Origin of the sequence: Mesorhizobium sp. M1E.F.Ca.ET.063.01.1.1, from assembly GCF_003998155.1 — a bacterium.
Taxonomy (GTDB): domain Bacteria; phylum Pseudomonadota; class Alphaproteobacteria; order Rhizobiales; family Rhizobiaceae; genus Mesorhizobium.
The window spans coordinates 1-4,342 of record NZ_RZSC01000516.1; the positions used below are offsets into that span (position 1 = coordinate 1).

At 60.9% G+C, this 4,342-nt stretch carries 8 protein-coding genes; 5 read left to right on the top strand and 3 right to left on the bottom strand.

Annotated elements, in window-relative coordinates; all coding sequences use genetic code 11:
• Positions 1-778: hypothetical protein (locus tag EOA29_RS26775; protein WP_210213173.1), on the top strand; the 778-nt coding region annotated here is incomplete at its 5' end.
• An 88-nt stretch (positions 779-866) separates the two neighbouring features.
• Here the strand turns inward: EOA29_RS26775 and EOA29_RS26780 are convergent.
• Positions 867-1,391: a helix-turn-helix transcriptional regulator gene (locus EOA29_RS26780; RefSeq protein WP_127221841.1), complete on the bottom strand. Its 525-nt coding sequence runs from the start codon at positions 1,389-1,391 to the stop codon at positions 867-869.
• Positions 1,392-1,494: 103 nt separating this feature from the next.
• Between EOA29_RS26780 and EOA29_RS26785 the strand changes: the two genes are divergently transcribed.
• From EOA29_RS26785 to EOA29_RS26795, 3 genes are all read left to right on the top strand, one after another.
• A complete protein-coding gene (locus tag EOA29_RS26785) occupies positions 1,495-2,061 on the top strand; it encodes a hypothetical protein (protein WP_245468548.1) in 567 nt (188 codons plus the stop codon).
• Positions 2,062-2,126: 65 nt separating this feature from the next.
• Positions 2,127-2,441 (top strand): single-stranded DNA-binding protein, encoded by a 315-nt coding sequence (locus EOA29_RS26790; RefSeq protein ID WP_127221842.1) that lies wholly within the window; start codon positions 2,127-2,129, stop codon positions 2,439-2,441.
• Entirely contained in the window at positions 2,438-2,815 is a 378-nt protein-coding gene (locus EOA29_RS26795; protein WP_127221843.1) for a hypothetical protein, read from the top strand. The genes EOA29_RS26790 and EOA29_RS26795 overlap by 4 nt, the downstream gene beginning before the upstream one ends.
• A gap of 289 nt (positions 2,816-3,104) precedes the next feature.
• Here EOA29_RS26795 and EOA29_RS26800 read toward each other — a convergent pair whose 3' ends face one another.
• Positions 3,105-3,536 (bottom strand): hypothetical protein, encoded by a 432-nt coding sequence (locus EOA29_RS26800; RefSeq protein ID WP_245468549.1) that lies wholly within the window; start codon positions 3,534-3,536, stop codon positions 3,105-3,107.
• Positions 3,537-3,546: 10 nt separating this feature from the next.
• Positions 3,547-3,720, bottom strand: a complete 174-nt coding sequence (locus EOA29_RS41680; protein ID WP_158302685.1) for a hypothetical protein — start codon at positions 3,718-3,720, stop codon at positions 3,547-3,549.
• A gap of 113 nt (positions 3,721-3,833) precedes the next feature.
• On the opposite strand from EOA29_RS41680, the gene EOA29_RS26805 reads away from it, so the two are divergent.
• A partial coding sequence (locus EOA29_RS26805) for a ParA family protein (protein ID WP_145969812.1) occupies positions 3,834-4,342 on the top strand: 509 nt, incomplete at its 3' end.

The following is a 4,342-nucleotide window of genomic DNA, read 5'->3' on the forward strand; positions in this document are numbered from 1 at the left end:
GCTTTGCACGGCCTGCGAAAGGAAAGAAATGGATCTCTATTCAACGTTGAGCCTATGGCTCACGAACATTCGGTCATTGGCCGAGCTGGACGATTTTTGCCGGCAGATATGGAAGCTCTACGGCGAGGAGTTGCTGGGCGAGGCCGATGCGGAGCGGCTTTGCGAGAAGGCTGAGCGACAACGCGCCAACCTCAAGAACGCCCCTGCGGATGGTCGCGCACTACCCCGCTCCTCTTATCCGCAACGCCCTCGCAGTGAGCGAGGCCGCCGCGAAGCTGCCCGCGGCTTGCGAGATCCCGTGCGATGGAGACGCAAGCGGCGTCTCGCCCGCATGCAGGCTATCCGGCCCGAATTCGCCGGCGAGTTCACCGAAGGCGAAAGCGCGGCACTCTACATTGTCATGTCCGACTGCCGGCAGCACGGCAACTGCGACCGATCGGTAAAGGAAATCGGCGATCGCGCCGGCGTCGGGCCGACAACGGTGCGCAATGCGCTGCGCAAAGCCGGCACGCTCGGCTTGCTGCGCGTCACCGAGCGCAGGCAATGGCGAGCCAGGAACCTCACCAATCACATTGTTGTCGTGCATCGGCGTCAGATCGCCTGGATTGCGAAATTTCGGCCCAATCTCGGCCTTAAATTTTATCCGACTGCCTTCAAAAAAGCGGCGTCCACAGGAAGCTCCCGCAATAAATATAGCAAAAGACCGTTTAACAGCCGATCCGACTGGGCGCCGCAGGGGTCGAAGCCATTCCCCAGTCACGAATCGCCGACCGGTTGACGCCCTAGCCGCCAATCACGCTTGCCGCGGAACCCTAAAGGCTGCACGAGGGCTGTTTTTGAAGCAGCCTTGGGGATCGGTCGCCAAATCAGGCCGGTTGGTGCTGGCTGTCGGGTTCCTGAAACAGGAAGGTTGCCGGATCGCGGCCGAGCGCCTCGCCGACGGCGGCGATCGTGTCGACGCTGATGTTGCCGCTCGCGCGCTCCAGCTTGGTGAACGTAATCTCCGAGACGCCCAGGAGCTCCGCCATTTGATAGCGGGCCAGATTGCGGCGCTTTCGCTCGCTGTCGATGATCGCGGCGAGGCGCGCGCGGATCGATTTTTCGGTGAGCTTGTGCGCCCAGGGTTCAAGTTCAGCACCGCCGACCAGAAGTGTCGCGATCGACACCTGCAGCGCCTGAGCCATCTGTTCGACCGTGCGCAGCGTCACGTTGTTTCGCTTTCTCATGGTGCGAATGTAGGTGCGGTATGCGAGTCCTTGACCAGGCGACGTTTTGAACAGTTCAGCCATGTGTTGATGGCGAAGCTTTCGCCTACGGCGCTCGGCTTCGAGAAACCACGCGATATTGTCCCGAAGCGGGTTGTTCACCTCGCCCGCTTCGTTTGGCAGCATGAATCTATGTATTCGCACGAACCCGCCTGTTCGGTCTGCCCTTTTCCCTGAGCAAAATCCACAGTAAAGTATCAAAAACCTTCAGAGGAAAAGAGCCCGCACCATGCTGAAATACCTCGTTGTGGGCGCTGCCGCGATCGCCGGCGCCGCGTCTGTTCCGTCCCAAACATTCGCATCCGAGTGGGGCTGCCAGGTCCTGCTTTGCCTGTCTGGTGACTGGCAGGGCACGCCGTCTTGTCATCCACCCATTGACCGGCTTATCGACGCCATGGGATTGCCGGGCTTTTCGTGGCCGACTTGTCCGCAGGCCAATTCGTCCGGCGCCGGCTACGATCCGTACGAGGCCTGCCCGCAGGGGTGGATGCCTTACGCGCCGGCCAGCGACCCGCCGGGACAAGGCCAGGCCAGCATGTGCCGAATCGCGGCTGGCAATCTCGGTCAGCCTGCCAACTTTGGAGCGCGGCATGGTCAGGCCGACGGAAGTCCGACGGGAACCATCCAGCTCGGCGACCGCACCGTGCCGGTCCAGCTTACTCATGTCTCCAGCGGAGCACATAACGATCGAACGACCACCTATTACGACATTCAACGCCCGCGCCGCACGAAGCCTTACTACATCGATTACGACGACGCGAACCCGGCTGCAGCAGCGCATCTGGTTCAACCTTAGCAGACCATGATCCCGAGTCACCCCGGGCGGCTAAATTAGTGGTAGGAAAAGAGGCAGTTACCCCGATGAAAAGCGTCAACAGGTTCACCATTCATGGCAATGTCGGGTCGGTCGCGCCCTTCGACAAAAGCACCAAGGTCAACATTGCCACCAATCGCAATTGGCGCGACGAACAAGGCCATCCCAAGGAAGCCACTGATTGGGTCCAGGTGACGGTCCTGGAGGAGAAGCAAGCCGCCTGGGTGGCGGAGAACGCGAAGCCCGGCGATGTGGTCTTGGTCGAAGGCCGCATCAGCAACAACTCTTTCAAGCGCAACGGTGAGACCGTCTATACGACGGATCTTATCGCCTCGACCTTCAACGTTTTTCCGAAGCCGTGATCATGTTCAATGCGGGGGCCCTTATCATGGCGGCGGCATCCGGAACATTGGTCGGCATAGGCGGCACGCTTGCTCTTTATCCGACACAAGACCAGCTCTCCGCGGCGATTCCGTCCGAACCGTCGCTGTGTGCGAAATTGGCCGCGGCCGGCCTTGAGATTCCATCGCCGGCCGAGGCTTTGGACGCTTTCCGGCGAGCGAAAAATACTGATCAAGCGACGTTGCGCATCGGAGAGTGCTCGAAGAACGCCGTGGGACCCGGCGTGCAATGCACCGTGAAGTACAAGCTTCGCACTGCCTGGAAAGACGAAGGTGATGGCCTGGTCGCATTCTCCAGGGGACCCGATGGCTGGCAAGCGATGCAGCTTCAATGATCGTCTGCATGCCAACGTCTGTTTCGGCTCAGTTCCCGGGTCTATCAGCAACTCCCTCGAAACTCTTCCTGCAGTGATCGCCGCTGGTGGCACCGCACTCTTCGCCCCGCAATCGGGTCCATCGAAGGATCTTCTTTTGTGTCGCCGCAGTTCCCATGCCCAAAGAGCCGGAGCCGGAGCGCGCCTCCAATAGCGCCGTAGGGACGGCGGAGGCCGGAGATAACGGGCCGCTGGCGTTCCCGCGCTACAGAAGCCGTCCCATCCCTGGCGCGGGCCCGGTTCGCGGCGCTCACTTGTGTGGGGTGCAATAGACGCCTTGGGATTCCAAAAGGACGGCGCCACCCTTCAATTCAGTGAGGGCACCCACCCAGGCGTCGGAATAGGTGCGACTGGCGTCCACCGCCGTCAGCCAGATGACGCGATTGTCGGCAAGCTCCACCTTGACCTCGCTTTGGAGAGGGCTTGCCTGCACCGTTTGCTGATAATGCCGCTTGATGCGCACATCGCCGCTGGCAAACTCGATATTGTTGTTGTCGTAGTTGAGCAGGAATGAAGCATCCCCTTTTGCGACCTTGCAGGAGCCGTCGCGTTCACACACGATTTTTGCTGCCGTGGCGCAATCCCATCGCAGTCCGGCGGGCCACATCGGATTGCTGCCGGCCTCCTTGGACTGATCACCTGGAGCGGCGGCGCCGAGGCTCGCCGCCGCCGCTACGGCCACCAATACTGCCCTAATCATCCGTTCCGCACACCTTACTGTTCGGCACCATCAAGATCAGCTCGCGCTGGCGCATCATCCCGACGGAGGCAAGCGCGCTGTAATGCGCCAGCGTGGCGGCTGCCGCATCAAGCGCGGCCTCGCAGCCGTCGCGCGTCGAGATCTCGGCCAAAGCTGCCCTGAACATCTCTGTCCTGTCCGGTTGATCGCTCATAAATTGACACTACACTTTGGGTTCGGGTATGACAATTGCCGGGCAGGCGGTTGGCATAAAGCGGTTCATCGAAGGTCCCCCGAGCTATGATCATATCTGCCGCTATCGCCAAAGGTGGCACTGGCAAATCGACCCTGCTGCGCGCGCTGGCATCCGTCGCCCTTAAGCGCGGCTACGCGGTGACACTCATCGACGGCGACGTTCGCCAGAACATGAGCCGGTGGGCTCAGATGCTCAAGGAGGCCGGCAATCGTCCCGAGACACTCCAACTGGTCAGCGCCACGACGCCGCGCGAGATCCTGAAGGCGGCAGAACTGCACAATAGCGAGCGCAGCGTGGTGCTGATCGACACCGAAGGCACCACCAACGACAATCTCATGGCCGGGCTATTTGCTTCCGATATCGTCGTGGTGCCGATCTTCTTCGCGCTCGACGACGTGACCGCCGCAATCCAGATCACCGACCACTACATTCCGCTCGCGGTCGAAACACGCGGCCGACCGCTGCCAGCCGTGTTTGTCCTGACAAAACAGACCATCATTGATGCGAAGGCGAGAGCCTTGAGCGAACTGCGCGCGATCATTCAGGCGAACGG